The organism is Lysinibacillus sp. 2017 (assembly GCF_003073375.1).
Lineage (GTDB): Bacteria > Bacillota > Bacilli > Bacillales_A > Planococcaceae > Solibacillus.
The window spans coordinates 1833088-1859229 of sequence record NZ_CP029002.1; the positions used below are offsets into that span (position 1 = coordinate 1833088).

The 26142-nt window shown below is 35.0% G+C and carries 26 protein-coding genes; 16 read left to right on the forward strand and 10 right to left on the reverse strand.

Annotated features, from left to right (window positions below):
* Positions 1-113: 113 nt before the first annotated feature.
* From DCE79_RS08805 to DCE79_RS08820, 4 genes are all read right to left on the reverse strand, one after another.
* Complete coding sequence (locus DCE79_RS08805; RefSeq protein WP_108712690.1) at positions 114-1223, reverse strand: toxic anion resistance protein; 1110 nt, start codon at positions 1221-1223, stop codon at positions 114-116.
* Between the two features lie 3 nt (positions 1224-1226).
* Positions 1227-1874: a 5-bromo-4-chloroindolyl phosphate hydrolysis family protein gene (locus DCE79_RS08810; protein ID WP_108712691.1), complete on the reverse strand. Its 648-nt coding sequence runs from the start codon at positions 1872-1874 to the stop codon at positions 1227-1229.
* A gap of 115 nt (positions 1875-1989) precedes the next feature.
* Entirely contained in the window at positions 1990-2250 is a 261-nt protein-coding gene (locus tag DCE79_RS08815) for an acylphosphatase (protein ID WP_108712692.1), read from the reverse strand.
* A 61-nt stretch (positions 2251-2311) separates the two neighbouring features.
* Positions 2312-4039: a methyl-accepting chemotaxis protein gene (locus tag DCE79_RS08820; protein ID WP_108712693.1), complete on the reverse strand. Its 1728-nt coding sequence runs from the start codon at positions 4037-4039 to the stop codon at positions 2312-2314.
* Between the two features lie 115 nt (positions 4040-4154).
* Between DCE79_RS08820 and DCE79_RS08825 the strand changes: the two genes are divergently transcribed.
* Positions 4155-4445: a DUF1033 family protein gene (locus tag DCE79_RS08825; RefSeq protein ID WP_108712694.1), complete on the forward strand. Its 291-nt coding sequence runs from the start codon at positions 4155-4157 to the stop codon at positions 4443-4445.
* A gap of 157 nt (positions 4446-4602) precedes the next feature.
* Complete coding sequence (locus tag DCE79_RS08830; RefSeq protein WP_108712695.1) at positions 4603-4803, forward strand: cold-shock protein; 201 nt, start codon at positions 4603-4605, stop codon at positions 4801-4803.
* Between the two features lie 225 nt (positions 4804-5028).
* On the opposite strand, the gene DCE79_RS08835 is transcribed toward DCE79_RS08830, so the two are convergent.
* Positions 5029-6633, reverse strand: a complete 1605-nt coding sequence (locus DCE79_RS08835) for an ABC-F family ATP-binding cassette domain-containing protein (RefSeq protein ID WP_108712696.1) — start codon at positions 6631-6633, stop codon at positions 5029-5031.
* Between the two features lie 227 nt (positions 6634-6860).
* On the opposite strand from DCE79_RS08835, the gene DCE79_RS08840 reads away from it, so the two are divergent.
* The 3 genes from DCE79_RS08840 (at position 6861) to recQ (ending at position 11518) form a co-directional block, all read left to right on the forward strand.
* Complete coding sequence (locus tag DCE79_RS08840) at positions 6861-8039, forward strand: MFS transporter (protein ID WP_159083078.1); 1179 nt, start codon at positions 6861-6863, stop codon at positions 8037-8039.
* 84 nt (positions 8040-8123) lie between these two features.
* Entirely contained in the window at positions 8124-9323 is a 1200-nt protein-coding gene (locus DCE79_RS08845) for a hypothetical protein (RefSeq protein WP_108712698.1), read from the forward strand.
* Positions 9324-9739: 416 nt separating this feature from the next.
* On the forward strand, positions 9740-11518 hold the full coding sequence (recQ, locus tag DCE79_RS08850; protein ID WP_108712699.1) for a DNA helicase RecQ: 1779 nt from the start codon (positions 9740-9742) through the stop codon (positions 11516-11518).
* Positions 11519-11749: 231 nt separating this feature from the next.
* On the opposite strand, the gene DCE79_RS08855 is transcribed toward recQ, so the two are convergent.
* The 3 genes from DCE79_RS08855 to DCE79_RS08865 form a co-directional block, all read right to left on the reverse strand.
* The gene (locus DCE79_RS08855) at positions 11750-12154 is read right to left on the reverse strand and encodes a protein-disulfide isomerase (protein WP_108712700.1); all 405 of its coding nucleotides are present in this window, start codon (positions 12152-12154) and stop codon (positions 11750-11752) included.
* A 319-nt stretch (positions 12155-12473) separates the two neighbouring features.
* Positions 12474-12749: a histidine kinase gene (locus DCE79_RS08860; RefSeq protein ID WP_108712701.1), complete on the reverse strand. Its 276-nt coding sequence runs from the start codon at positions 12747-12749 to the stop codon at positions 12474-12476.
* Between the two features lie 145 nt (positions 12750-12894).
* A complete protein-coding gene (locus DCE79_RS08865; RefSeq protein ID WP_108712702.1) occupies positions 12895-13194 on the reverse strand; it encodes a hypothetical protein in 300 nt (99 codons plus the stop codon).
* 278 nt (positions 13195-13472) lie between these two features.
* Here DCE79_RS08865 and DCE79_RS08870 point away from each other — a divergent pair, with 278 nt between their 5' ends.
* The 7 genes from DCE79_RS08870 (at position 13473) to DCE79_RS08900 (ending at position 20410) form a co-directional block, all read left to right on the forward strand.
* On the forward strand, positions 13473-14255 hold the full coding sequence (locus DCE79_RS08870) for an ABC transporter ATP-binding protein (RefSeq protein ID WP_108712703.1): 783 nt from the start codon (positions 13473-13475) through the stop codon (positions 14253-14255).
* Positions 14245-16299 carry an ABC transporter permease gene (locus tag DCE79_RS08875; protein WP_108712704.1) on the forward strand — a complete coding sequence of 685 codons (2055 nt, stop codon included), beginning with the start codon at positions 14245-14247 and terminating at the stop codon, positions 16297-16299. Before DCE79_RS08870 ends, DCE79_RS08875 begins: the two co-directional genes overlap by 11 nt.
* A 93-nt stretch (positions 16300-16392) precedes the next feature.
* Positions 16393-16986 (forward strand): response regulator transcription factor, encoded by a 594-nt coding sequence (locus DCE79_RS08880; RefSeq protein WP_199912310.1) that lies wholly within the window; start codon positions 16393-16395, stop codon positions 16984-16986.
* Positions 16983-18005, forward strand: coding sequence for a sensor histidine kinase (locus tag DCE79_RS08885; protein ID WP_108712705.1), 1023 nt, complete (start codon positions 16983-16985; stop codon positions 18003-18005). Before DCE79_RS08880 ends, DCE79_RS08885 begins: the two co-directional genes overlap by 4 nt.
* 204 nt (positions 18006-18209) lie before the next feature.
* Positions 18210-18407 (forward strand): hypothetical protein, encoded by a 198-nt coding sequence (locus tag DCE79_RS08890; protein WP_108712706.1) that lies wholly within the window; start codon positions 18210-18212, stop codon positions 18405-18407.
* Complete coding sequence (locus DCE79_RS08895; protein WP_108712707.1) at positions 18407-18838, forward strand: hypothetical protein; 432 nt, start codon at positions 18407-18409, stop codon at positions 18836-18838. Before DCE79_RS08890 ends, DCE79_RS08895 begins: the two co-directional genes overlap by 1 nt.
* A 333-nt stretch (positions 18839-19171) precedes the next feature.
* Positions 19172-20410, forward strand: coding sequence for a helix-turn-helix domain-containing protein (locus DCE79_RS08900; RefSeq protein ID WP_108712708.1), 1239 nt, complete (start codon positions 19172-19174; stop codon positions 20408-20410).
* A gap of 92 nt (positions 20411-20502) precedes the next feature.
* Here DCE79_RS08900 and msrA read toward each other — a convergent pair whose 3' ends face one another.
* Positions 20503-21021, reverse strand: a complete 519-nt coding sequence (gene msrA, locus DCE79_RS08905; RefSeq protein ID WP_108712709.1) for a peptide-methionine (S)-S-oxide reductase MsrA — start codon at positions 21019-21021, stop codon at positions 20503-20505.
* Positions 21022-21208: 187 nt separating this feature from the next.
* Here msrA and DCE79_RS08910 point away from each other — a divergent pair, with 187 nt between their 5' ends.
* The 3 genes from DCE79_RS08910 (at position 21209) to DCE79_RS08920 (ending at position 23930) form a co-directional block, all read left to right on the forward strand.
* On the forward strand, positions 21209-22150 hold the full coding sequence (locus DCE79_RS08910) for an LCP family protein (RefSeq protein ID WP_108712710.1): 942 nt from the start codon (positions 21209-21211) through the stop codon (positions 22148-22150).
* Between the two features lie 75 nt (positions 22151-22225).
* The gene (locus DCE79_RS08915; RefSeq protein ID WP_108712711.1) at positions 22226-23467 is read left to right on the forward strand and encodes an AI-2E family transporter; all 1242 of its coding nucleotides are present in this window, start codon (positions 22226-22228) and stop codon (positions 23465-23467) included.
* 76 nt (positions 23468-23543) lie between these two features.
* A complete protein-coding gene (locus DCE79_RS08920) occupies positions 23544-23930 on the forward strand; it encodes a sporulation protein (RefSeq protein ID WP_108712712.1) in 387 nt (128 codons plus the stop codon).
* Between the two features lie 55 nt (positions 23931-23985).
* Here DCE79_RS08920 and DCE79_RS08925 read toward each other — a convergent pair whose 3' ends face one another.
* Complete coding sequence (locus DCE79_RS08925; RefSeq protein ID WP_108712713.1) at positions 23986-25146, reverse strand: aminotransferase class I/II-fold pyridoxal phosphate-dependent enzyme; 1161 nt, start codon at positions 25144-25146, stop codon at positions 23986-23988.
* 156 nt (positions 25147-25302) lie between these two features.
* Here DCE79_RS08925 and DCE79_RS08930 point away from each other — a divergent pair, with 156 nt between their 5' ends.
* Positions 25303-26100: a hypothetical protein gene (locus DCE79_RS08930; protein ID WP_108712714.1), complete on the forward strand. Its 798-nt coding sequence runs from the start codon at positions 25303-25305 to the stop codon at positions 26098-26100.
* Positions 26101-26142: the final 42 nt, after the last annotated feature.

The window sequence follows — 26142 nt, forward strand, 5'->3', positions numbered from 1 at the left end:
CCGATTGCACTATGAGAAAGGGTGTTTTTTTGTGGACTCCCTTAAATTATCCATTAAAAAACCTTCAACGTTTCGATAATCCGAAACACTGAAGGTTTATATGCGATAACTAATTATTGTTCTTTAATGATATATTCAATTTCATGACGTCTTTCATTAGAGGATACTTGAACTCGTAGTGTATCTTCAATATCTTGAAGTAACTTTAATTGTGTTTGTTTAAATTGGTCTATTTCTGTATGATTCAATGCTTTTTGTTTTGGACCTTTAGCTGAGGCTTCAATCATTTTTCCGTTCTTTCTTAGCAATTCCTCGGAAGCGTCCATTAAACGTTGCTGTGAGGCCATAGCGCGGCGCTGGTTATTCATACTTAGCAACATTGAGATTTGTGATTGCCATAATGGAATGGTATTCATAATAGAACTTTGAATTTTTTCGATTAACATTTGATTCGTTTGCTGAATCATGCGAATTTGTGGAGCATATTGAATTGCGACTTCACGCGACACTTCTAAGTCATACATTCGGCGATCGAGCCATTCTATTTGCATTTTAACATCCTGTAATTCATGACGTTTAAAAGGGTCTTCCTGCTCGATAACTGCCTGTGAAATAGCAGGTAAAATAACCTCTTCCATATGCTGCTTTTTAATTTCAAGAGAAGCAATATAAATATTTATATTGTGAAAATACTCCTCATTTAGCTCATACAATTCATTTAAAAACTGATAATCGGAAAGCAATCCATTTTGAGTATGTGCTAATTGGATGCTTAAACGGTCAATACGCTTACTCAATTTATTGTAGTGGGTCATTACTTCTTGGATAGACTGTTTAGGACGATTGAATAGCTTACTAAAAAAGCCTTTTTCTTGTTCCACTAATGCATCAGGATCAATTTTTTCTAAGTGCTGCATCAAATCGGATAGCACTTCACCAACTTTTCGAACATCCTTACGTTGAATATAGTTGAGCATTTGTGCCGTGAATTTTTTCAAGGCTTCTTGAGCAGGTAAACCAAAAGCGAGTACTTGTTCATATTTTGAACTTTGTAATTCACTGGCAAGCTTCATCGATTGTTGCTTGCTCTGTGAACTTAATGACGCGAAAAGCGGTGCCGTTACACGATTTGCAACGTTCACCGCGAATTGTTCTTTTGAAACTTGGATGTCGACACTTTCATTTGACGTAAAAGCATCAAATGGATTGATTTTGTTTCCCATGACTTATTCACCGCCGATTTTTAATCGTTCCTTGCGTTTTTCATTCGACATTTTCGCAAAATCAAGTTCGATCTTTAAATTTTCGATATCAGATGATAATGCATTTTTTAAGTCTTCTTCCATTGTAACATGAAGCTCTTTTAACGTTTTACGTGTATCTTCTAGTGCCAAATGAATTTCTGTCCCTGTCACTTGTTCTTTCGTTAATAATGTATATTTATCTGAAAGTTCGACAGCAGTAGGGAGATGCGCATAGAAGAAATCTTCGACAGCATAAAATTTTTGTGGCGTCGATTGAACAATATTGATAATGCGCTTAGATAACTTCGACATTTCATTTATTTGTTTAAACGATTTAATCGAACGGACACGTATATATTGTTGGTTTAAAGAGTTTACGTAGCCTTTCGCTTGTTTTAGCTGCGATTCGATTAAATCGTATTCGCTTTTAGATACCCCTATTTTTTTACATTGCGTTGATTTTTGAATAGCAAATGTAATTTTGTTACATACATAATAGGCTATTACTGCAAGAGGTAACGATAAAATCGCTGCCAGACCAGGTAGATTTAAAACTGATACGACCAATGCAGTAAAACCAGCTAATAAGTTAATTAAATGACGTGTTATAAAATTGATAGGACCAAGCATTTTCGTTCCTCCTTTACTCGATACTATTTTTACGTTTGAAATGAAAAAAAGTTTCAAGCATTTTTACTAGTATTGTACAATGTTTTCATTTCAACACAAAGTGAAGTCACTTTTGTTAGACAATATTTGTAGTTAATTGTGAGAAATGTAGCAGCTTTTCCTCCATTGAATATGTTATGTTTTCAAAAGAGGGGAGTGCGTGTATGATTTTTATCATTTCATATAATCCCTTTTCCGTGCCTTCTAGTGAAATGTGGAGTTGATTGTTACGTTTCTCAATCCATCCTTTTAATCCAAGTTCAAGTGCCTTTGTATAAATATAATGATTAGAGGTAGTATCCTCTGAATATAAATGAACTAATAGATTTTTAATCATTTAAGACTCCTTTCAATGAAAAAGAAGCAAAATAATAAATTATTTTGCTTCTGAAAATTTATTAATGCATAAGACGCTCTTTTTGAATAATAGAAATTAAATCATTAATGTAATAAATAACTTGTTTCGAAGCTTTTTCAATTTCTTGTAAATGCTGTTCAGCTGTTGCTAAATTACCATCATTAAATGCTTCAACAGCTGCTTTTGCTGAAATATGTACTTGTTCATGATGACGATCAAGCTCAGCATAAGAAGCATGGTTTCCGAAACGTTCCACCGTTTTTGGTGATGTATACCATTTGCCGAGGCGGCAGTCACGGTGAGAAGAAACATCTGCTGGTGATAATTTTTCTAAACCAAGGAACATGTTATAAACACGCCATTTCCATAAAATATGGTCTGATTTCGATAATAGTAAAAGAGAAATACTTGAAAGCTGGACATTGTTATTTGTTGTCACTTCGTTACGGAAGCGAGTAATTTCTTGACCCAGTTTATGAATATCACGAGATGTATCATTTCCGTATGCACGGATATCTTCTTGTAAATTAGAAATTTGAACCATACGTACTGAAATCTCGTCAATCGATGCTGCCTGTTGTTCAGACGCAGCTGCTGTTGTGGTAATGTCCATATTAATACTTTCGATAATTTCAACAATTGAGTTGAGTAAAGGTAAGGATTCTTTTGCTTCAACAGTTGCATCACGAATAATTGTTGTCGTACCTGTAATTGAAGCTGCTACATTGTTTGAGTAGCTTTTTAAGGATTGCACATTTGTAGATACTTCACCAAGTGCAGAAACAGTATTTTCTGCAAGCTTACGTACTTCTTGCGCTACGACTGCAAAGCCTTTACCATGCTCACCAGCACGTGCAGCTTCAATCGATGCATTTAATGCAAGTAAATTCGTTTGATCAGCGATTTGATTAATTAATGTAACAACATTTTCGATATCGTTAACATGTTTTTGAAGTTCTGTGAAACCAGCAACGATCTCTGTGAAGGTTTCTTCTGTAGTAAAGATTTCTTGTAGGGCATGTTCGACGGCTTGTTTACCACGAACTGCATTTTCCACAGATTCGTTCGTCTTTTCCGCAATATTTGTAGAAGAACGAGCGATTTCAGCAATAGATGCAGCTAGTTCTTGAGAAGCAGCGGTAGAGCCAGCAATATCATCTGACTGTGTATCTAGTCGCTGAATTAAGTCTTTCATATACATGATGTTTGCGTTGGCATCTGTTAAAGAGGTAAGCTCTTCAATAACATTTTCAATTAAGCGTTCTGTCATAACTTCAACAAGAAGTTCTTGTTCAATATTTACCGCTGCTGAAACTGATTTCATATAAGAAAAGGCTAAATTAGGCTTCATGCCGAAATGATGTAAAATTAGCGTTGTAATATAAAAAGAAAATTGGTTGAATACAACGATTAATTTGCCAGGCTCAAATCGTTCCTCACGTAATGTGTTGAAAAACTTAATTGTCTGATCTACATATTCATCATTACGATCAGCCAAGAAGAATTGCTTTAAATAGCGTTCGATTTGAGCGTCAGAAATATTACTTTTTCCAGATGGAGAAATTTCGTTTAAGTATTTATTGAAAATAACATTCATTGTCGGTGTTAATGTAGCAACACGTTCATAAATTGTATGTAAATGAGTTTGATCTTGATTGTTGAAATTATTGAACTTTAATGTGTTTAAAAATCTTGGAGAAGCAGTCAAATCTGTTCCGCGTTCAAATAGGTCTTGTAATTCTGCTTTTGGTTTTAATTTTGAAAACATGAAATTTCCCCCTGATAATTTCTAGATTTACCACTATTTTAACATATGAAAGGTAGCAATAATAGACATTTTACCTATAGATGATTAAAATAAGGGTATAGAAAGGATAATGATTATGTTTAAAATCATCTACATGAAGGCAGATTATGAGCCGTGGTGGAAATTTGACGGTTGGGAAGATCATATTGTTTCCGTACACGAATTTGAAGAAGAAAAGCAATTTCAACTAGCACTCACTGAAATTATGAATGATTTTCGTCAATCATATGCCAATGAGGCATGTAAAAACGAATATTATTATGCTTTTTGGTCAGAGGATGAGTGTGAATTTTGTGAAGCTTGCGATGAAGATGCCCAAATTTATCATGGCATTATCTTACAGACACCAGATATGGTTTCAAAATGATTTGATAGGAAATTTTAACAATTTTCGAAATATAAATTGACAGCTTTAAATTTCCTATATATACTTATATTTAACAATTATATTGCATTACCGTAAAACAATGTTTACATTAAGTAATGATTAATTGTTCACTTTTATTTTTTGGAGGTTTTCTTAAATGAAACAAGGTACAGTAAAATGGTTTAACTCAGAAAAAGGTTTCGGTTTTATCGAAGTTGAAGGCGGTAACGATGTATTCGTTCACTTCTCAGCTATCCAAGGTGACGGTTTCAAAACTTTAGACGAAGGTCAAAAAGTTGAATTTGAAGTTGAAGATGGTAACCGTGGACCACAAGCTACTAACGTAACTAAACTTTAATCCATACTAATTCAGAGACACGTAAGTTTTTAAAACTTACGTGTCTTTTTTGTCGTTAATGCATTTCCTCTTTCTAGACGACGATTACTTGAATTTGTCAAAGGGGGTAGTATATTGACCATTTGCTTCAATTGTCCAACCATCAAATGTTGTTCTAATCAAACAGCAATAAAAAAACCTCTTAATCCCAACTAGGGGACTAAGAGGTTTTGAATTTAGAAAAAATTATTTAATGCCTTCTTTATTTTTCCATTCTAAGAACGCATCATATGTTAATGGTTTGTCTAAAATTGAACCATCTTCACGGATTTCGATGACACGGTTTGCAATTGTTTGAATGAATTGGTGGTCATGAGATGTGAAAATCATTGCACCTTTGAAGCGAGTTAAGCCTTCATTTAATGCTTGAATAGATTCAAGGTCTAAATGGTTCGTAGGCTCATCTAATAATAAGACGTTCGCATTGTTTAGCATCATTTTTGATAACATACAACGTACTTTTTCGCCACCTGAAAGAACGCCAGGAGATTTCTTAACTTCTTCACCAGAGAATAACATACGACCTAAGAAGCCACGTAAGAACGATTCTGTTTCATCTTCTGGAGAATAAGGACGTAACCATTCAACTAATGATTTTTCAGATCCACCGAAGTATTGGTCATGATCCATTTCAAAGTAACTTTGAGATGTTGTAACACCCCATTTAAACGTACCAGCATCTGGTTTTTTACGATCCATTAAAATATCCATTAATGCAGATTTAGCAATTGGCGAACCTAAAAGAATAATTTTATCTTCTTTGTTCATAGAGAAGCGAATGTCTTTAAATAATGTTTCGCCTTCTTGAGAAGCAGATAAACCATCTACTGTTAAAACGTCATTCCCAATTTCACGACTAGTTTGGAAGTTGATGAATGGGTATTTACGGCTTGATGGACGAATGTCATCTAATTCGATTTTGTCTAACATTTTTTTACGAGATGTCGCTTGAGAAGATTTCGATGCGTTTGCAGAGAAACGAGCAATGAACTCTTTTAATTCTTTAATTTTTTCTTCTTTTTTCGAGTTTTGATCAGCCATCATTTTTTGTGCTAATTGGCTAGACTCATACCAGAAATCATAGTTACCCACGTAAAGTTGGATTTTACCAAAGTCCAAATCCGCAATGTGCGTACATACTTTGTTTAAGAAGTGACGGTCATGGGAAACAACGATTACAGTGTTTTCGAAGTTAATTAAAAATTCCTCTAACCAGTTAATTGCTTGTAAATCTAAGTGGTTGGTAGGCTCATCCAGTAGTAAAACATCTGGTTTGCCGAATAATGCTTGAGCAAGTAACACTTTGACTTTGTCAGAACCTTCTAAGTCCGCCATCATCATATAGTGAAGCTCATCACCAATACCTAAACCGTTCAGTAAACTAGCCGCATCAGATTCTGCTTCCCAACCGTTCATGTCAGCGAATTCGCCTTCAAGTTCAGCAGCACGCATTCCATCTTCATCTGTCATTTCTGGTTTCATATAGATCGCGTCTTTTTCTGCTTTTACTTCCCAAAGACGTTTGTTACCCATTACAACGGTATCCAGTACGTTGAATTCATCGTACTCGAAGTGGTTTTGTTTTAATACTGAAAGACGTTCATCTTTACCCATTGATACGTGGCCTTCTTGTGCCTCGATATCACCAGATAAAATTTTTAAAAATGTTGATTTACCAGCACCGTTTGCACCGATTAGGCCGTAACAGTTACCTGGGTTAAATTTAATATTTACATCGTCAAATAATTTACGGTCGCCATAGCGAAGACCTACACCTGATACTTGAATCATGTAAGTACCTCCTTGTATTTTTTACGTTTTTTTTAGATTGCTTTAGAAAGAGGATTTCTCTTTTGCACACAATGTTTCTATTATAGCATGACTCCTTCTTAAATTAAATAAAAGTAGGTGTGAAAGGAGGATTAAACTTCTTTGTTTAAATTGAACCTAAAGTTGTCAGACTACTCAGAATATGTTTTACTAATATAGTTAATGAATGTTTGAAACGAGGAAAAAATTTGAAACAGAATAAAGGATTAAAAATAGCATTTATTATTTTGTCTATTTTTCTAGTATCGATTAATCTACGACCAGCTGTAACGTCAGTTGGACCGATTTTATCGACAATTAGTGATGCACTCGGTGTTACTAGTACACAGATGAGCTTACTAACGTCCGTACCAGTTTTTTGTATGGGATTATTTGCGCCGCTTGCCGTTCCCATTCAAAAATATTTTGGTTACAAATGGTCGATTGCTACACTTACATTACTGATTGGGATTGCAATAGCAGCAAGAATTAGCTTTTCAAGTTATATCGCACTTGTAGTAACGAGCTTTTTTGCTGGTTTTGCAATTGCCATAGTAAGTCCAATCATCAATGCGTATATAAAAGAAAAGTTCCCGACAAAATTGGAACCTGTAATTGGTGTTTATTCATTTGCTATTGGTTTTGGTGCAACGATTAGTTCTGGATTTACTGGCATTTTTTACGAAAGCTTTGATGGAAACTGGTCGTTGGCACTCGGGGTATGGGGAATTTTAGCTGTAGTAGCTATGGTTTGTTGGATTTTGACTGTGGATCCATCAAAAGTAGAACAACAAAAGCATGCTACACAACAAACACGTAATCCATGGAAAAATAAATTAGCGTGGATCATTATGATCTATTTTGGCTTACAAACATCACTTTTTTTCAGTTTAACAACTTGGTTAGTATCTATTGCATTGGAACAGGGGTTGTCTTTATTAACGGCAGGTTCGGTATTAACGTTAATGACAATTGTTCAGTTAGTAGGGAATATTTTAATTCCTTCGCTGATTAACCGTTATCCCAATCGTATCATTTGGTTACATAGTTTAATCATTATTGGCATTGCTGGATCTATTTTATTCTTTGTAGACGCAAGTTGGGTGATTTGGGCATGCGCGGTTATTTTCGGTATTGTCCTTAGCGGATTATTCCCAATTGGCTTAATGCTACCCCTAGACGAAGCTAAAAATAATCAAGAAGCCAATGAATGGAGCTCAATGGTTCTTTCAGGTGGTTTTATGATGAGTGCGATTGTTCCATTAGTAATTGGGGTTGTATTTGATAGGACAACTACACACTTCATGACCAAGATAATTTTTGTACTATTATTCATATTGATGTCATTATCCATTTTTGTAATGCAAAAACTAAAGAAACAAGTATAATAAAAAGTAGTCGGATAAACTGACTACTTTTTATTTTGAGTCCAATCCAGTTGACATAATCATATTATCGTAAAGGAGAAAGAAATGAAAAAATTAATAATGCTTGTAGCAGTTATGCTATTAGCAGGTTGCTCAGATAAGGCAGAAAGTAATTGGGTAGCACAAGTTATACCGAAAGAAGAGAAGCAGCCAGCACCTGTATATGAAGCTGAAGTAAGTATACATACACCTTTTATAACAACGACAGGTTTGGTAATAAAACAAGATGATCGTGACAAATGGATTTTAGTCAATGCTACAGAAGTATCAGGTCATCCAAATGTACTTGTGCAAGATGAATTGCAAACACTTGGGGAGGTACAGGGAATTGATATAGATCATAATATAGCGATAATTCTTATAAGAAATAGTTTTGACTTCAATATATTCCAACTTTCTGAAGAAGAAATAGTGAATGGCATTGATAAAGAAACAAAAAAAATAAGTTATTATGAATCCTTTATCAATGGGCGATCAGTTCAAGCAAATGCCAAACAGATTCAAAATTTGCTCGATGAAACAATAAAAAATCCATTAACTTGGGAGACACGCTACGAAAAAAACGCTATTTTGTTACAAGAAACCGCACTGAACGAAGCTACGAATTTCACAAATCATTATGAAAAAAATATTTTTACATATAATCCAGACAACTTAAAGCATTTTGCTACGCAATTTATTGAACAGTTCAATAAAAGTGTAAAAGATGCAGATTGGCAACTGCTAGAAAATGATGTAGGTTCTGATGAGATGATGGAAGAATTGCAGTATGTGAACAAAGATGTAAAAGGCTATTCAGTTCGTGAAGCTCGAAAAGATGGCGTTTTTTATTTTGTAAATGGAATAGATGATGAGAAAAATGAAGTGCGCTTAACATTGATTAATGAAAAGGGTCATTATAAAGTAATTGGCACGAGTTTAATCGATTCTGAAGAATTAAAGGAACAAAAAATAGCGCAAGTAAATTTAATCAATGAACCAGAATTATCAGAAGTTCCAGCACTTCAAATGTTTATTCTTCGGAAGATAAAACAAATAGACATTACTTCAAAAGAAAATGAGATATGGAAGCTTGAAATAGTAGATAAAAAAGTGAATGTGCAATTTGAAAAAAAAGGTAAGGAAAAAATGAAATATAGTTGTGACGCTATCGAAATTGAGAAGAACAGTGCCAAGAATGCAGTTCAGTTAATTGGCTGTTCAAAAGAAAGCGAAAAAGCAGTTACAATGGGTTATATAAAATAAAAAACATGTGCGAGAATTCCTCGTACATGTTTTTTATTAGAATCAATTACATATTATACGACACTATATTGTAGATTTGAATTAAAAGAAAGGCTACTAAGCAAATAACATACAGGCTAAAAAATTGCCAACTATTTAGAAGGGAAAATTAATTTTATTTAATAAAGTTACATTAAAAAAACACTTTGATCATGAAAATGACTTAAAATACTTAGTTTATATGGATTGGAATCGGTCGCTGAAATAACCAAAAGCGGTTACTATTAGGATTCAAATGAAATTTCTTTTAAAAGAAACTTATTAAAGGTAGTTTACATAATTATGTTATGTAAACTAAAATTACTATTATAATTTTTATGCACCCATTTATTATTTGCCATAGTATAATAAAACTATTGAATTTTTCTGGAGGTACTATGTTAAACACCGCATTACAACATTTAAAAAACTATTTTGGCTACGATACATTTCGAACTGGCCAATCACAAGTCATTGAAAATGTCCTACAACATAAAGATACACTCGTTATTATGCCTACAGGTGGAGGTAAGTCACTGTGTTATCAAATCCCGGCGCTTTGTCTGGAAGGAACGACACTTGTCATTTCACCTCTTATTTCATTGATGAAAGATCAAGTTGATATGCTCGTTTCAAGTGGGATACAGGCTGCTTATATTAACAGTTCGTTAAGCTTTGAAGAAGTACAAGACGTGATGTATCGCGTTCGTAGTGGACAAATTAAATTATTATATATCGCTCCAGAGCGTTTAGAAAATGAACGTTTTTGTATGGAGCTCGCGCAAATTCATGTGCCGCTTCTTGCGATTGACGAAGCACACTGTATTTCCCAGTGGGGCCATGATTTCCGTCCAAGTTACCGTTCGATTCAGCAATTGGTCCATTTATGGGAAGTGAAGCCTACCGTCATCGCGTTAACAGCAACGGCAACTGAAGAAGTAAGCGCGGATATTCAAGGATTACTATCAATCGATAAAGACGATACGTTTGTAACTGGTTTCGCACGAGAAAATCTAACATTTTCTGTCTTACTCGGGGAAAATAAAGAAGCTTATCTAAAAAAATATGTTAAAGCCAAAGCCAATGAAGCAGGCATTATTTATGCTTCAACGCGTAAATCGGTTGAAGCTGTACATGATATGCTACAAAAAGCAGGCGTTGCTGTGGCGAAGTATCATGGGGGGATGTATGAGGAAGACCGTACATACGAGCAAAACCGCTTTTTAAACGATGAAGTTCAAATCATGGTCGCAACCAATGCATTTGGGATGGGCATTAATAAAACAAATGTGCATTTCGTTATCCATTACAATATGCCTCGCAATATGGAGAGCTATTATCAAGAAGCGGGGCGTGCGGGACGAGATGGGTTAGAAAGTGAATGTATTTTACTTTATAGTTCTTCCGATGAGCAAACACAACGTTTTTTAATCGATCAAGCACAAGACCGCTCGCGTATTCCTCTTGAACTAACGAAGCTTCATACGATGATTGATTATTGCCATACAGAACGCTGCTTACAGAGCTATATCGTCGAGTATTTCGGGGATTTAGAAAGCACGGATTGTGGAAAATGTGCGAACTGTACAGATGAACGTCCACAGCAAGACGTGACCACTGATGCTCAGAAAGTATTGTCTTGCATCGTGCGTATGGGTCAAAAATTTGGGAAACAATTAACTGCATCTGTTTTAGCAGGTTCTCGTAGTAAAAAGGTATTAGATTTTAACTTTCATAAATTACCGACATACGGTATTTTACGTACCATGAATGCAAAAGAAATTGCCAACTTTATCGAATTTTTAATTGCAGAAAAGCTCATTGTCGTGGGGAATGGCCAATTTCCTATATTAGCGATTTCTGATTTAGGAAAAGAAGTTTTACTAGGCAAACATACGATTTACCGAAAAGAAGCACGTATTATTCAGTCTACTGTTGAGCCAAATGACCCGTTATTCGAGGAGTTACGTAGAATTCGTAAGGGAATTGCTGACCGTGAAAAAGTACCGCCATTCGTTGTATTCTCGGATAAATCTTTAAAAGATATGTGTACAAGACGTCCAAAAAATAGCGCACAATTCTTAGAAGTAAGTGGTGTAGGGGAAAGCAAGCTTGAAAAATACGGGAAAACATTTATTGATGTGATCAAAGAATTTACGAATAAAGAAAATTTATAACGTACAGGATTAATCTTTAATTGTTACGGTAAGAGACGTGAAATATACACGATTTTATACAATATGGAGAATACACGGAGCAGCCACAATCACCGCTACATCAGCGATTTGACCTCTCTGCATAAAATACTGCATAAACAATGCTCAAAAGAAAAAGCACGAAACGGTGATTTAATAACGTTTTGTGCTTTTTTCGTGGTTTCCCAAATTTTTGTTTGGGAACGTTAATTTTTATTTTTTATTGCGAATGTATTCCGTTCCAAAAGAATCAATGATGATATGGTCCATAAATATAGTGAATTCTAATGATAGATCATCATCAGCTGTAATGAAATATTTATCATCTTTTACTTTAACTTTGGCATTGGTGAATTCTGTATTAACAAACGGTCCATCCATTTCTTTAGTTAAAACAAACTCGTCTAAGCTGCTCTTAGTATCCCTTAAATATATTCCATAAACTAGAAGTTTGTCTTCGTGCAAGTACACAGTATATCGGTCACTTACATAATAATAAGTTTTAAAATCTTCAACTTTGGCAACTTTTTCAGGTTCTTTTGGAGAGAATAGTTGGTCGCATCCAAATAGCATTAAAGCACAGGCAATAAGCATTGCTAACGAAAGAATTTTTTTCATAAATTCCCCTCCCTATTTATAAAATTAATTAATCAATTTTATAGAGCTTATTAGTTATACGGAAAATAATGTAAAAAGTTTCAATTTTCTGAATTTGAAACCTTGATAGCATTTTTAGAATAACGAAACACTTGCAAAGAGCTGTTTGAGAATCAAAAACAGCTAATACAACGAAATGTACTAGCTGCTGGGCTGAACGCTCCCTAAGTGTCATTTGGGAACGTTTATTAGGTTTATTTTGTATACTTTATAAATCTTTAATGATATAAGGTAATCTTGAATTTAATGAAAATAGAGACCCTAATAAAAATTCTGTTGGTTATGACCCAAAGTTACCAAATATCATCATAGCAATACTGAATATAATAACGACTCCTAATCCTAAAATACCGACTGATGAGGCAACTAAAGTGATTACTTTTAAAGGCCCTTTCATGCTAAATAGTGCCGTAAAAAATGAACCAAGTAATAATATGATTATTAACACTATATCCCATGAGTCAGGTAAGGGGTTCAAAACTTGCGGGAAAATAAAACCTAAAACAATAAACATAACCAACAATACCAATGAAATCAGACTTAAATATCTTCTCATTACCTCAACCTCACTTTAACTGCCTTTTGATTGAATAAAACTTTTAACGATACGGTACTATATATAGACGTTTATAAGACATTCATTCCCTAAGTTTCATTTGGGAACGTTATTTGTATAGAGGTGTATTTAAAAATCGCTTAATTTAAACATCGTGTTCAAATTTGGCAAAGTAAAATATCCATTTTTTCGAAACGAGATAAGTATCTAATTCACCTTGAGTTGCTCGTTCGACTGGTGGATTAATAATTTTAAAGCCTTGCGAATTTTCAATTTTAGAATGAGTACTACTAAGATATTCATATTCCACAATTTCAGCTTTAATCGCCGAAATTGGATAGCCCATCAAAAATACATGCGTGCGAATTGCCATTTCAGGTGTAGCGTGAGAACCTAAAATTAAACCAATGAATATTAAAAGAAAAGATATTTTTATAATTTTCACTATGTACCTCCTGTAAGGTAGTTGTTGTATTCAATATTCTATAAAAACATAGTTATCCCCTCTAAAAACATTCCCAAACCAGTGTTTGGTAACATTTGTGCAACTTAAATCATTTCAATTGGTGGAGTGTATTGAAATTGTAATTTGAATGAATAAGAGAACGGGTTTGTATTGTAAATTAGTTTCTTCTGATTTAAACCTTACACCAACTGTAAGAGTAATTTTACTATTTTTTGTAGTAAGGTATTGCTAAGCAAACAAAACAGGAGGTTGCACATATGAATGTATCAAATAAATTACTCGAAGTGAAAGACGTGTGTAAAGTTTTTGGTGAAGGGCAAAATGAAACAATGGCATTAAAAGGCGTAACTTTTGACGTTTTACCAGAGGAGTTTCTTGGCATTATGGGGGCGAGTGGTTCAGGAAAAACAACTTTACTAAATGTAATCGCTACGATGTTAAAGCCAACAGCTGGTGAAATTTTATTAGAAGGTGAAAATATTTCATCCTTTAAAGGTTCACAGCTAGCTGCTTACAGAGGGGATCAAATTGGCTATTTATTTCAGCAATTTGAACTGATTGATAATTTAACGGCAAGAGAAAATATTATGCTACCGCTAGCGATTCACGGTGTGCATTTACAAACGCAGGAGCAAGAGCTACAACAGCTAGCGGAAATCTTTGATATTGAACAGTTATTAACGAAATTTCCATCCCAACTGTCTGGTGGGCAAAAACAACGCGTTGCTGCAGCAAGGGCGCTCATTTCAAATCCAAGTATCGTACTAGCAGATGAGCCAACGGGTGCGTTAGATACGAAAAATGCAAAGGTGCTAATGGAAAAATTGTCGGAGCATAATCAACAGCAAGGCTCGACGATTTTAATGGTGACGCATGATGCCAATGCAGCTAGCTACTGCTCACGTATTTTATTCATTCAAGATGGTGTGATATTCCATGAATTACGACGAAATATACCGACTGAATCGCAAGCGCAATTTTACGAGCGTATCGTGATGGTGATGGCGCAGCTTGCTGGAGGTAGTAGTAATGTTCTTTAATTTCATTCGTCGCAATAGTCGTAAAACGCGAAAAGAAAATGGCGTTTATTTTGCCTCGCTCGTTGTATCGATTATCGCATTTTACGTGATTTTATCGTTAGGTGAGCAAGATGTGATGCAATATTTACAGACGATTGAAAGCAATGCTGTGTCGCGGTTAATGCTACTAATTCCAGTATTGTACGGCGTGTCACTTATATTTGTGTTCTTTCTCGTCTATTTTGCGAATCGCTATCAGTTAAAGCAGCGTAGTCATGAGCTGGGCTTATATATGATGATGGGCATGAAACAAAGTAAGCTATTTTTTATGATGATGGGTGAGGTCGTTTGGAATAGTCTGGTGGCGCTTTGTATCGGCTTACCGATTGCCTTGTTTTTAACAGAGCTTATTAATTTAACGACTTCTCGATTAGTCGGAATGGGCATTATCGGTCATGCCTTTCGTATTTCATGGACGGGGCTAATTTTAACGGTTTGTGGCTTCTTCCTCGTACAGCTTGTAGCGATGCTGAAGTTAAGCTTTACGATGAGCAGAAAAGAGCCGCTTGAATTACTTCATGAGAATAAGGAAAAATCACAGGCTACGATGACACCGAAATGGGGTGCAGTGAGCCTTATATCCGGTACGGCGTTACTGTTCGGGACAATCTTTTTAAGTACCGCCTACGCGTTAGCGATTTTATATTTTAGAGATTTTGATTACCGCATATTTGCACTAATTATACTAGTGGGTCTACTAGGAACGTTTATTTTATTCCGCGGTCTAGGTAGTTTAATTGGCGTTTATGTGAAGAAAAAAGGGAAGTCGGCAACGGGCTTGTCGATGTTTACAGCAAGACAGCTTCAGGAAAATGTGCTGCATCAATGGAGCTCACTAGCAATTTCGTCGTTGCTTATTTTAATGGCAGTAGTATGCTTTGCGTTCGGAACCTCGAATGCTTTAACGCAGGATAAAGCAGCAACGCGTACTATAGACTATACATTTAATGGTGACAAGAAAGACGTTGAAGCAGTTGTGCAATCAGAGGAAGTGGCACCATATGTTGATGAGTTTTACGGTATGGCGTTACATAGCTTTTATGAAGCGGATGAGACATCGACATTAAACTATCATTTTGCTTGGACAGGATTAATGGATGAAATCTCAAAGGCAGCACCTTCTGAGTCAAAAGATATTTTAATGAATAATTTCTCACAGGCAAGCAGCATGTATTTCATTTCATTATCGAGCTATAACGAAATGCTACAAGCAGCAGGGAAGAAGCCAATTGCGTTTGCTGATGGTGAAGTGGCGATGTACTCAAGTGATGTTTCCGGGACTTCTTATGATTTGTTAAAAGAGCTATTAAAAAATAAACCGACGATTGAAATTGCTGATCGAGATTATTCGTTAGCACCGAATTTATATGCAGATAATATTGTAGCGGACAGAGAAATAACGTTAATGTATGCACTAATCGTACCGGATACGCTGTTTGATGAATATTTTGCTGATGCTGATACGTGGCTATGGAACATGACGTTAAAAGATGATTTCATTCAGGAAAAAGGACTTATGCAGGCAATGCTTGAAGTCGATCAAGTACTTCAGACAAAGGGCGTGCCGTTTGAAAGCTACCTTGCAAGTATGGGCAGACAGTTGTTTTATACAGTAGCAGCAACGTACACAACGTTTTACTTAGGGGTGATGTTTTTACTAATCGCCAATACGGTCTTAGGCTTAAACTTTTTAATGCAACAACGAAGCACGCGTAGTCGTTACGAAACGCTAATGATGCTCGGTGCGAGTGTATTGTCGATTTGTCAGTCTGCACGTAAACAAATTTGGTTATATTTCATTTTAGCGATCTCAGTGGCATTAGTTAGCGGCGTTTTTGGGATTTGGACTTTAGTCACGGCACTACCAGCGACGGAGTTTAATGTGCGCAATATCGTCGTTATGGGACTTGTTGTGCTACTATTTATAGTAATCGAAGTGTTGTACATTCGTATGATTCAACGAAAAAGCGACGCAGAAATTCAAAAGCTAAACGATATAGACTAGAGGTGTTTGGATGGCGAATATTGTCATCGTAGAGGATGATCCATTCCTACGCGAAGAATTACAACATATTTTACAAAAGGGGGGTACTCAGTTGTGAGTATCTCTACTTTTGATACACCGGTAGAGGCGGTAATACAAGCCGATCCGTCACTCGTACTACTCGATTTAAACTTACCGAATATGTCCGGCTTTCAAATTTGCCGAACGTTAAAGGCGAAGGGTGTTGGGCCAATATTAGTGTTAACAGCACGCAACCAGTTACGGGACGAGTTGCATGCATTAGAGCTTGGGGCGGATGATTTTTTAAATAAACCGTGTCACCCGAAACGACTAATCGCCCGAATCGAAAAGTTACAGCAACTGTACGCTACAATGCCTGCACTATTGAAATGGGCGGAACTTACATTAGATGAAAGAGCCAATATTTTATATGCTGCTCAGCAGTCTGTTGCACTCTCAGAAAATGAAGCGATTATGATGAAACTATTTATAAACAATGCACCAGCAATTGTAACAAAGGAGCAACTTTTTACGGCGCTATGGGGAAGCAGTGAATTTGTAGACGAGAACATTTTACAGGTGAATATGACGAGACTCCGAAAAACGTTAGAAAAAGTGGGCATGTCGCAGTCAATTAAAACGGTCAGAGGTGTTGGCTATCAATTAGTAGGGGGCGAAACTTCATGAAAAAAGTAAATTGGCTACATCTCCCTCAGCACGCCTATTACTGGATTATACTGCTTTGTGTGAATAGCGCTTTATTTATATTTTTAGCGTGGGTTGCTTATCCAAAAGAATTTAAAGCATTAGTACTAGCGATGCTCATTTTTACAATAGTTACGATATTGATTGGGGTAGTTGTTACATGGAAAAAACAGCGAAAAAACCAACATATTTTTTATCAATTTTTAAAGGACCCCTCTCTTGAGAAGGAAGCACAATTATCACAAACTTTAGGAAACGCATATATAGAAGTAGTACACGCTTTAGCAAATGAATTACGTCGCTTACAAGATGAAGCACAAGAGGCAAAGCATCAATCATTAGAGTACAAGACGTTTATTGAAAGCTGGGTGCATGAAATTAAAACACCACTTTCACTGCTTCATTTTGTGTTACAAAATCGAAAAGACGAAATGTCTTCGTTAGTTTATCAAAGGCTAGATCATGCAAATATAACAATTCATGATTATGTAGAACGTATATTATTTTTTGCCAAGCTCCAAGCAGTGCATGTAGATTATAGCTTGAAAAAAGTATCAATTTTTGAATGCTTTGAAGATGTCTTACTAGAGCTTCAATCATTATTGGAAGAGCAGCAGGTAGGTGTTCATACGGAAATCAAGGACATCCCTGTTGTATCTGATGAAAGAGCGCTTCATTTTATTTTGATCCAGTTACTTGTGAATGCCATTAAATATCGAAACGTAGATAGTGAGAGCTTCATTAGGATAGAAACAGGCTTTGAACATGCAAAAGACAGCTATTATATAAAAGTAGCTGACAATGGGCTAGGTGTCTTGCAATCAGACTTACCATTTATATTTGATAAAGGCTTTACTGGAGACACTAACAATCAAAAGCAGTCTACAGGAATGGGCTTATTTTTAGTGAAAAAACTATGTGACGATTTGCAAATTGAAATGGACGTTGAGTCAGAATATATGCATGGTTTTACAATGAAGTTGTTGTTTCCAAAGGTTTAAATGGTTTCTATGAAAATATAATAAATGTAGAAAGAATGTCCCCAAACCAATTGAAGACATTATTGGCATCACGCCCTCTATGGAGCGTATTCGTCAATCTGAAATGGAAGAGGGTTATATCGGCATTGTGTGGCGAGATCAAGCGTATAAACAGCCGGGCGAACTGCGGGCTTCGTTTGGTTTAAAGAGCGTACAGGCAATCTTATGTTAACATTTGCGCAATGTGAAGAAATCGCTATAAAGTTTTTAAGCATGTACTTTCCTGCATTTTTACCTTTTTTACAAATAAAAGTGAAAGACGCTTCGTTCAACGAAGAACATCGAGCATTTTTCTATTTTGGTTTATTTGTACAAGATTCAGATTTTCTGGGTAACAGCAATGACTTAGGGGGAACATTTTAATGAAAAAAATAGTTAGTTCAATTTTGGCTTTGATTGTTTTATTAATTGTAGTATTCCTTTTACTTTTTAATAAAGAAACAACATTGAAAGAGGAAGGTTTTGGAGGGGGAATTGAAAAAGTAAGCGAAATAGAGATAAGTAGAGTTAGTGGTTCTGATGAAAAAAAGATAAATCTCTATGATGGGCAAGCAAAAGAGCTGTTTAATCAATTTCTAAATACAAAATTAAGTAAAGTAGAAAATGTAGATGGGGAATTCACTGAATCATTCTATATAATCATTAGAGATAATGAAAAAAGAGCTTTAGGAATTAGAATTGATAACACCCTTGCTTTTTCACCATATGACTACAATGGAAATAGCAAAAACAATAAAGATTATTTATTAGAGGATGATTCTATATTAAAATCAATAGAACAGTTTTTCGAATGACTAAACTTCATTTAAGAAAAGAATTATAATTATAGAAAATAATTCATGCGAAAAACGCTCAGTTTAAAATGCTGAGCGTTTTTACTTGTCAATTATATTGTTGATTTTCTGTTTAAATATATGCTAATAGTGTTGTTAATTGCACCGATTTTACTATTTTTCTCCCTGTCAACCGAACCCGTTAACAATAATGGGCTTTCCTTTTTTCTGTATATTAACGCCATTATTTTTCCCTTTGAAGTTTAAATTCACTAAACTTTTTGTTAAGTTATTGTAAAAAAGTTACATCCATAGTTTAATTAAACTATCTAATTTGGAATTGTAGGTGAAAGAATGGATTCTTTAGGCGAGCGTATTAAAAAGCTGCGCAAAGCAAAAAAGTATACACAAACTGAACTTGCTGGAAACCGTCTGACAAAGGGTATGCTTAGTTTAATTGAGAACGGAAAAGCACAGCCATCAATGGAAAGTTTGCGTTTTTTAGCGAAGCAATTAGATGTTGAAGTCAGTGAATTATTGGACGATGGGACCCTGGCTCAACTACGAAATTTATATACGAATATTGAAGAAGACATTGAAAAAAGAAGTTTAATGATTGATCCAGAAGAAGTATTATCGTTAACAATAAAAATCATCGAAAAAATAGAGCCTTATTTAGCCCAAATTCAAGGAATTAACTATGAACAAATTCGTATACGTGAAGTCTATTTTTTAATGAATCGTACTATCAATAAAGCGAAATCTTTGGATGAGTATTGGAAATTCATTAACCAATATGAAGCAATCCATGCGTATAGCCGCATGTTGCGATGTTACTTCTATTTAGCGTTTGCGGCAATGGAACAACGTAATTACGAAGGTACTTTAGATATTTTGAAAAAAGGGGAACAACGAATCGCCCCTTATGAATTGTTAATTGACCCAATCGCTAAGTTAGACTTTTACTATAATTTAACAGTAGCCTATTCAGCGGTAGATAATGTGGAAATGGCAGAATATTATTTACAGAAGGCGATGGAATTTGCGAAGAGAAAGCAGATTTTTTATCGAATGGATAGTTTTTATGAACTATTATTTGTGCTTTCCATTGCAAATAAAGAGCATGATAAAAGTGAAGTGTATATAAACAAATTATTATTACTTTCAGATTTTGCAGATGATAACTCCATTAAGATGGCTTCAGCATTTTGTAATTTACATTATATAAATAATGTAGAGCATCAATACGAAAAAGTCGACCTATTAATGGGAGAGTATAGAGATTCACAATATTTTTCACAAAATCCCAAATTTATTTGTGAACAAATGTATGCACAATTTATGTTAAAAAATTATGAGCGTACCATTGAGTATGGGCAGAACTTATCCATTCCAAATTTTATTCACCATCCGATTGATTTAGCTCGATATTATCGCTACTTTGCAGTTCGTGCAATGGCTTATTACCATATGAAAGATTTTGACGCAGCAAAGCGAGACATCATTTATGCTAAAAATGGGGTAGAAGATTTCTCAAATACAATTTATAAGCAATTTGTTTTAGATGCATATAACGTAATATTTTTTGATTAGAAAAATATCATTCGTATAAAACAGCACGAATGGTTGTCTTTCTTGTGTTCTTACACTTAAAAAGGGTTTAGGCTAACGCCTAAACCCTTTTGTTATTTATCCCAATGCGTATTAATAAATTCATCTCTGCCTGACTTTGCGCGATCTTCTTTATAGTGACCCTGTTCTTTTTTATAATAATCTTGATGATAATCTTCTGCAGGCCAAAATATTTGTGCATCAGCAATTTCCGTTACAATAGGCTTTTTAAAGCGACCACTATGAGCAAGTTGTACTTTTGATTGTTCAGCTACTAATTTTTGTTGTTCGTTATGTGTAAATATTACCGTTTTATAAGATTCACCACGATCGTGGAACTGTCCACCTGCATCTGTTGGGTCGATTTGCATCCAGTAAATTTCTAATAAGCGTTCATAACTAAAAATGGTTGGATCAAATTCAATTTGTACGACTTCTACGTGTCCGGAATCGCCGCGCTTTACATCTTCATATGTAGGATTATCAATATGCCCGCCCATATAACCACTTGTTACCTTTTTAATACCATCCCATTGATCAAATGGCTTTACCATGCACCAAAAACAGCCGCCAGCAAATGTTGCTTTTTCCATGTTGTTTCACTCCTCAAATTGCCAATTTAAATATGCTGTATTCTAACACGTAAATATTTGTTCTTCAATGGTAAAATAAATGTGTAAGATCGATAAATTATGGAAAATGGTATAGTAGTAGGTATATATTGCAACTTCATATACACTTTAGACGTCTTACTTTCACGTATAGAAGGGAAGTTTTAAAATGGAAGAAAATTCACGTCCAGTACGCTTTAAAAAAAAGAAGAAGTTAAGAAAAGGACGAACACTGTTTGCCATTCTTTTTCTAATCATTGCTGGGTTACTAATTTTTAGCTATATGCAATATCAAAATGGATTAAAACTTGCTGATGAAACCAATATGCCGGCAGAGGATTTTACACCTGACGACGATGATGAAATTATTGAGAATATATTAATTATCGGTGTAGATAGCCGCGGTGAAGAACAGTCTCGTTCAGATACAATGATGCTCTTGTCTTGGAACCAAGATACAAACAAAATGAAACTCGTGTCCTTTATGCGTGACATATATGCAGATATTCCTGAGTATCAATCATATAAATTAAATACTGCCTATTACTTAGGTGGTGTATCGCTGTTACAAACAACATTAAATAATATGTTTGATATTACAGTTGATCACTATGCGCTTATTGATTTTAAAAGCTTTGAGACATTAATTGATATACTGGCACCAAATGGGATTGAAATGGATGTTGAAAAGAACATGAGTGGTGATATTAAAGTTGAATTAACAAAAGGTCTACAAAAATTAGATGGTAAAGAATTATTAGGCTATGCAAGGTTCCGTTCAGATTCAGAAGGGGACTTCGGACGTGTGGCACGTCAGCAGAAAGTAATTGAAGCATTGAAAGATGAACTTGTTTCTCCTAAAAACATGAAAAATATCCCGAAATTTATCGGGGCAGCACAAGGATACATTACAACTGATATTTCAAGTAGAGATCAACTTGCTACGGTCCTTAAAGCCGTTACAGGTGGAGGCATGGGTGTTGAAAAATTGACCATTCCTGCAGAAGGAACGTACGAATTTAAAGAATACAGACACGCGGGCTCGGTACTTCAAATCGATAAAGAAAAAAATAAACAAATTTTACATGATTTTTTACAATTAACAGAGTAAGCATTATATCAATATGAAAAAACAATGATAAAATAGAGTGTATATAAAAATTTGTCGATTTGTCGGGGTGGTTTTTTGGAAAAAGAAAAAGGAATAAACAAAAACAAGCCTTTACCTGAAGAAGGAGTAAAAACCAGTGTTTTTTCTTCGCGCTTCATTCAATTTTTAGGTGGTAAAAATATTTTATTCCTATTAATTATTATTTTAATGCTTGGTTGTACCATTTTTGTGTACGACAAGATTGCATTTATATTTGAACCACTTAGTGTGTTATTTGAGGTCATCATTTTACCTGGGGTTCTGGGCGTCATATTATACTACTTACTACGACCACCTTTAAATTTACTTGTAAAATGGAAAGTGCCTAGACCATTAGGCATACTGATTTTGTACATTATTGTCGTTGCGCTTATTACATTAGTTGTATTACTAGTCTATCCGTTTTTACGAGACCAGTTAACAAATTTAGCACAGGAATTTCCTGTTGTTTTTATGTCCTTTGCGGATCAAGTTTTAAGTTTTATAAATAATTCACAATTTGATGAGTTTCTCCAAACGGTTAATGTCGATTACAATCGAGTTTTAACAGACTTTACCGATGATTTAGTGAATACAGTTAAAGATACAATGTCCAGTGTTGCATCAAGTGTTGCTTCGGGGATTACAGGCTTTGTTTCTGCATTAACAGGAATCCTATTATCATTAGTTATTGTACCTTTCATCACATTTTATTTATTGTATGAAGGTCATAAAATGCCGGGCTTTATTCTACGCTTATTTCCTCCACGTATGCGTAAAGAAATTGGCGCTGTTTTACACGATATGGACAAACAAATTAGTTCTTACGTACAAGGGCAAATTTTAGTATCGTTTTGTATCGGAATTATGATGACAATCGGTTTTTTAATTATACGTATGCCCTATGCGTTATTAATTGGCTTTTTAGCAATGATTACAAGTGTTGTTCCGTATTTAGGACCTGTAATTGCTGCAACACCAGCTGCTATTATTGCCATCGTACATTCACCATGGCTCCTTGTAAAACTGATTATTGTCTGGACAATCGTTCAATTAATAGAAGGGAAGTTTATTTCCCCTCAAATTATGGGTAAATCATTGAGTATTCACCCAATCTCTATTATATTTGTCTTATTAACAGCTGGTTCGTTATTTGGTGTTGCTGGAGTTGTATTAGGACTTCCAGGTTATGCTTTAATTAAAGTCATAGTAACCCATGTATATCGTTTATTCAAAGAGCGGTATAATCGTTTTCAACCAGATAATAGTAATTTATATGAAGATACCAAAAGTAAGTAATTTAAATCGGTAGCAATCGCTGCCGATTTTTTTTAAAATCATATTAAGGTAGTTACAAAAAAGCGGGGGATTTAACATGATGAGTAAATGGTTAACAATAGTCGAAAAAAATGGGGTTAAAGTTGAAACTGTCATTGAAAAGACAGAGTTAGTTGAAGGGGATTCACTAAATGGTACTGTGTATATTACGTCAGAAAATGAAGAAGAAAAAATAGATTGTATCTCATTGAAGGTACTAAGTAATGAACCAACAGGTGAATTGCACTTGATTGCCAAACATTCATTCCAACTTGTAGGAAGTATTCATTCGAAAGAAGCCGAAATGGTACCGTTTGAATTGATACCTGATGACCGCTGGAATAATGATACAGATGACAATCAGCTGATTTTTAAAACATCCGTATTGTTTTTAGACGGAACTGAAATTGAAGAGGTTGGAATTATTTCATATTATATGGAGTAATCTAACTATGTAAAAAGAGCATTCGATTGAATTCGAATGCTCCTTTTTTAATTGTTTATGCTAATGTTTTTAATCGTTCTACTGCTTTTATTAATGTTTCAACTGGTTGTACTAAAGCTAAACGCAAATAGCCTTCACCCGCGGTACCAAATGTTGTACCCGGTACCATAACAACGCCCGTTTCTTCAATGGCTTTAAACGCAAAGTCTATACAGTTCATTGTTGAAGGGTATTTCGCCCAAACGAACATGCCACCATCACTTGGTGCAACTTCCCATCCTATTGACGTTAACCCATCCATTAATGTTTTATGACGAACAGAGAATGTTTTACGAAGTTCAGCAGTTACAACTTCTGCATTATCAAGTGCCATAGCAGCTACTAGTTGAATCGGTTCGAAAATACCGAAATCTAGGTTTGATTTTAATTGTTTCATAATACCGATCAATTCCGCATTCCCTACGATATAAGCAATACGAGTTCCTGCTAAGCTGAAGCTTTTTGATAGCGAGTTTATTTCTAAACCAACTTCTTTCGCACCAGGAGTAGCTAGGAAGCTAATTGGGGCATCTCCTTTAAAGTAAAACTCTGAGTAAGCAGCATCATGTAAAACAATAATATTGTATTGTTTAGCAAAAGCAACCACTTCTTCAAAGTATTCTAATGAAGGCATTGCTGGTACTGGATTTCCTGGTAAGTTTAAAATCAGCAATTTCGCCTTTTGTAAAACTTCTTCTGGAACTGCTTTTAAATCGGGCAAATAATTATTTTCTTTTGTAAGTGGCATGTAGTATGGTACCGCGCCAGCTAAGTGAATCCCTGCATCATAAGCGACATAGGCTGGGTTTGTTGTTAATACAACATCACCAGGGTCACAAAAGGCGACAGGAAGATGAACTAATCCTTCTTGAGAGCCGATTGTTTGAACTACTTCACAAGATGGATCTAATTCTACGCCATTGACACGTTTATAATAGCGACATACTGCGTCGTTAAATGTTTGAATACCCGTTAATGTATAACCATATGAAGAAGAAAGTGCAGTTAATTCTGACATTTCACTTCGTAAATTTTCAGCAGGTGGAATATCCGGGCTACCTAAGCTAAGATCGATTAATTCCATCCCTTTTTGTTGTTGGTTTATTGCGTGTTGTTTTAAATCTCCAAAAATAGATGGAGTAAATAACGACATTTTTTTTGATGGTTGGATATTCAATTTGTAACACTCCTTAATACTTTTCAAATGTAGCCCCATTTTATCATACTCATCACGTATAATGGGGAGGATATCAGAAAATAGAGTTAATTCATTCTATTAAAGCGGGATAATGAAATGTAAGAGCAAATTTCTACGCAAGCAAAGGGGATTCCTATGAAAATTTATTCATTAAGTGGTGCAAGTGGGACCGGTAAAAGTACGTCGGCACTTGAATTAGCGTATTTACATAACATCGAAGGAATAATCGATGATGGCATATTAATCATTCATGGCGAAAAATGTGCAGGGACAAGTGCGAAATTCGAAAAAAATGCGTTCACTGCTGTACGTCGTGCCATATTTCTAGAAGATGCACATCGGAATGAAGTGAAAAGTGCAATCGAACAAAGTAATATTCATTCATTACTAATCATCGGTACGAGCGACAAAATGACAAAAAAAATTGCAGCTAGATTAGATGTTGGTACGATTGATACATTTATCTATGTAGAGGACGTAAGAACACAAAAAGAGATTCGCCAGGCACAGTTTATTCGCCAAACCCAAGGAAAACATGTCATGCCCATTCCACATGCCCAAGTAGAGCAAAATTTTTTTAAACGTATTATTCAAAAAGGACGAGATATCTTTTTAAATAAGAAAAAAATAGGCGAGACGACGATTGTGCAACCTGACTTTCATAAAGAGCGCATCGAAATTGCACGCGCAGTTTATGTCGCTGTATTACATCAAATTTTATCGGAAAGTGATATTGTAGCGAAATTTGAAATCATGCATTTAGCTACTGAAGCCATTCCCCAAATGCAAATTGCTGTTTATTTGCACGCACCAATTTCATATGATGTAATCATGCATCTAACGCTATTGCAAAAAGAAATTTCTCATCAATTTTTACTTCACTTTGGCATTGAACCAGAATTTATTCATTTACAAGTGAGAGGAATAAAATAACAGAGGTAAAATTTGAGATAAAACACCATCTTTCTGTGATGA

Bases quoted from the DNA above. Each gene is read 5' to 3' on its own strand.
- DCE79_RS08890 (WP_108712706.1), top strand. From the start codon at position 18,210: ATGTTAACATTTGCGCAATGTGAAGAAATCGCTATAAAGTTTTTAAGC.
- DCE79_RS08855 (WP_108712700.1), bottom strand. From the start codon at position 12,154: ATGAAAAAAATTCTTTCGTTAGCAATGCTTATTGCCTGTGCTTTAATG.
- DCE79_RS08875 (WP_108712704.1), top strand. From the start codon at position 14,245: ATGTTCTTTAATTTCATTCGTCGCAATAGTCGTAAAACGCGAAAAGAA.
- recQ (WP_108712699.1), top strand. From the start codon at position 9,740: ATGTTAAACACCGCATTACAACATTTAAAAAACTATTTTGGCTACGAT.
- DCE79_RS08900 (WP_108712708.1), top strand. From the start codon at position 19,172: ATGGATTCTTTAGGCGAGCGTATTAAAAAGCTGCGCAAAGCAAAAAAG.
- DCE79_RS08830 (WP_108712695.1), top strand. From the start codon at position 4,603: ATGAAACAAGGTACAGTAAAATGGTTTAACTCAGAAAAAGGTTTCGGT.
- DCE79_RS08860 (WP_108712701.1), bottom strand. From the start codon at position 12,749: ATGAGAAGATATTTAAGTCTGATTTCATTGGTATTGTTGGTTATGTTT.
- DCE79_RS08820 (WP_108712693.1), bottom strand. From the start codon at position 4,039: ATGTTTTCAAAATTAAAACCAAAAGCAGAATTACAAGACCTATTTGAA.
- DCE79_RS08835 (WP_108712696.1), bottom strand. From the start codon at position 6,633: ATGATTCAAGTATCAGGTGTAGGTCTTCGCTATGGCGACCGTAAATTA.
- DCE79_RS08895 (WP_108712707.1), top strand. From the start codon at position 18,407: ATGAAAAAAATAGTTAGTTCAATTTTGGCTTTGATTGTTTTATTAATT.
- DCE79_RS08815 (WP_108712692.1), bottom strand. From the start codon at position 2,250: ATGATTAAAAATCTATTAGTTCATTTATATTCAGAGGATACTACCTCT.
- DCE79_RS08870 (WP_108712703.1), top strand. From the start codon at position 13,473: ATGAATGTATCAAATAAATTACTCGAAGTGAAAGACGTGTGTAAAGTT.
- DCE79_RS08920 (WP_108712712.1), top strand. From the start codon at position 23,544: ATGATGAGTAAATGGTTAACAATAGTCGAAAAAAATGGGGTTAAAGTT.
- msrA (WP_108712709.1), bottom strand. From the start codon at position 21,021: ATGGAAAAAGCAACATTTGCTGGCGGCTGTTTTTGGTGCATGGTAAAG.
- DCE79_RS08810 (WP_108712691.1), bottom strand. From the start codon at position 1,874: ATGCTTGGTCCTATCAATTTTATAACACGTCATTTAATTAACTTATTA.
- DCE79_RS08885 (WP_108712705.1), top strand. From the start codon at position 16,983: ATGAAAAAAGTAAATTGGCTACATCTCCCTCAGCACGCCTATTACTGG.
- DCE79_RS08845 (WP_108712698.1), top strand. From the start codon at position 8,124: ATGAAAAAATTAATAATGCTTGTAGCAGTTATGCTATTAGCAGGTTGC.
- DCE79_RS08825 (WP_108712694.1), top strand. From the start codon at position 4,155: ATGTTTAAAATCATCTACATGAAGGCAGATTATGAGCCGTGGTGGAAA.
- DCE79_RS08805 (WP_108712690.1), bottom strand. From the start codon at position 1,223: ATGGGAAACAAAATCAATCCATTTGATGCTTTTACGTCAAATGAAAGT.
- DCE79_RS08910 (WP_108712710.1), top strand. From the start codon at position 21,209: ATGGAAGAAAATTCACGTCCAGTACGCTTTAAAAAAAAGAAGAAGTTA.
- DCE79_RS08930 (WP_108712714.1), top strand. From the start codon at position 25,303: ATGAAAATTTATTCATTAAGTGGTGCAAGTGGGACCGGTAAAAGTACG.